The sequence below is a fragment of the Paracoccus sp. MKU1 genome (assembly GCF_001447385.1).
Lineage (GTDB): Bacteria > Pseudomonadota > Alphaproteobacteria > Rhodobacterales > Rhodobacteraceae > Paracoccus.
In genome coordinates this window covers 1-1,721 of record NZ_LLWQ01000075.1, presented here as the reverse complement: position 1 = coordinate 1,721, position 1,721 = coordinate 1, and the positions used below count along the sequence as shown (strand labels likewise).

Annotated in this window: 3 protein-coding genes; 1 reads left to right on the top strand and 2 read right to left on the bottom strand. The window is 65.3% G+C overall.

Annotated features, from left to right (window positions below; all coding sequences use genetic code 11):
- Together AQY21_RS05075 and AQY21_RS29160 are read right to left on the bottom strand one after the other, a co-directional pair.
- The coding region (locus tag AQY21_RS05075; RefSeq protein WP_152988108.1) for a bifunctional 2-polyprenyl-6-hydroxyphenol methylase/3-demethylubiquinol 3-O-methyltransferase UbiG at positions 1 to 367 on the bottom strand (367 nt) is incomplete at its 3' end.
- Between the two features lie 68 nt (positions 368 to 435).
- Entirely contained in the window at positions 436 to 876 is a 441-nt protein-coding gene (locus tag AQY21_RS29160) for a hypothetical protein (protein ID WP_152988107.1), read from the bottom strand.
- Positions 877 to 918: 42 nt separating this feature from the next.
- Between AQY21_RS29160 and AQY21_RS05065 the strand changes: the two genes are divergently transcribed.
- Positions 919 to 1,350 carry a YbaY family lipoprotein gene (locus AQY21_RS05065; protein ID WP_058096692.1) on the top strand — a complete coding sequence of 144 codons (432 nt, stop codon included), beginning with the start codon at positions 919 to 921 and terminating at the stop codon, positions 1,348 to 1,350.
- The last annotated feature ends 371 nt before the right edge of the window (positions 1,351 to 1,721 follow it).

Here is a 1,721-nt window from a genome sequence, read left to right as displayed (position 1 = left end):
CGAAATCCGCGACATAGTGGAATGTCAGGGCGCTGTAGACCAGATCGAAGGCCGCTTCGGGCAAGTCGAGCCTGTCCAGATCGGTGATGCGGTAGTCGATGGCAGGATCCGAGGTATCCGCCCGTGCCCGCGCAATCATGTTCCGCGACAGGTCGTATCCCGTGACGGACGCCGCGCCCTGTTCGCGAAACCAGCGCGAGGCCCAGCCAAAGCCGCAGCCCAGGTCGGCCACGCGGCGGCCGGCCACATCCGGCAGCATGGCGCGGATGGCGGGCCATTCGGGCGCGCCGTCCAGCCCACGCACCTGCCGGGGCAACTGGCTGTAGCCGGCGAAGAAATCGGGATTGTCGTAGATGTTCTGTGCCATGCTCATCTCTCTGCATCACGAGGGACAGGGCACGGTTCCGCGCCCCGCGCAACCGGAAAGCCCGCCCCCTAGTCGGCCGAGGCATAAAGCAGCGCGATGTCGCGGTGGTGCAAGGCACAGACGGTTCCTTCCGATTTGACCACAGCGCGCTGCGGCTCCAGGACGATGATGCAGCCGTTCTGAAAACCATACTGCCGGTCGCCGTTGGGCAGGCGCTGCTGGCGGGGCACCTCGTCCATGGGCCGGCCTTCGCCGGGCGCCTCCGGCACGCCTTCCGAACATCCGGCGAGTATCAGCAGGGCAAGGCAAAAAGGTGATATCGTCCTCATGGCGGCTTTCCTGTTGAAGGCATCACATCCGGCCCAACGCCCCCGCAAGCCGCAGGGTTCACCTGTCGGACAAGCCATTCTTGCAACCCGATGCTCGTCCGGGATGGCGGGCAGGTCTTTCCCGGCCAGCTTGCCCTGAAGCGGAGCCTGCGTCACGATGTGCCCAACGATGAACACCAACTATCACCGGCTTCTCGCAAGCCCTGCAGAATGGATCCAGGCATGATTTTTCAACCTCTGGCCGGCGCTATCGGCGTGGCAATGCTCCTGGCGCTTGCCGCCTGCGAGGCGCCGAAGGCAACCGATGCCGACGAGAACGCAGCCCATATGGAAACCATCCGCGGCACGGTGAGCTATCGCGAGCGCATGGCCTTGCCGCCCGAGGCCCGGATCGAGGTTTCGCTGGTTGATGTCTCGCTGGCGGATGCGCCCTCGACCACCATCGCCGCGACAGAAATCCGGCCGCAGGGGCAGGTTCCGGTGCCCTATGCGCTGTCCTACGATCCGGGCCGGATCGAGGACAGGCACAGCTATGCCCTGCAGGCGCGGATCACCTCCGGCGACGAGTTGCTGTTCATCACCACAACCATGAACCCCATATTGACCGGCGGGGCGGACAATACCGCGCTGGTGCTGGAGCGGGTCGGCGGCTGAAAGGGCGAAGTCCGGGCGGGCCGGAGGCCAGAGGTCGATGAGGGGACTTTGCGGTTCCTGTCCATCTGCTACGCGACGGCAGTTCGCATCATGGCGCAACCGCATCCATGGTCTGTGTGTTTGTCCGCGAGTACATGTCTGTCATAGCTGGCGTTGCGCGTGTTCCGCCGCAATCGTCATATCCAGGAAAGGACCGGCCAAGATGAAACCGAACCTGATCGCCGCCGCCATGCTGTCCGTGGCCACCGTCACCCTTGCCGCTTGCGAAGAGGGGACGCAGCAGGCCGAGACTGCGTCGGGCGTCTGCCGCCCGGAGGCCGCCGAGGCCCTGGCGGGCAGGGACCGGCTGACCGATGCGCAGGCCATGGAAC

Bases quoted from the DNA above. Each gene is read 5' to 3' on its own strand.
- AQY21_RS05065 (WP_058096692.1), top strand. From the start codon at position 919: ATGATTTTTCAACCTCTGGCCGGCGCTATCGGCGTGGCAATGCTCCTG.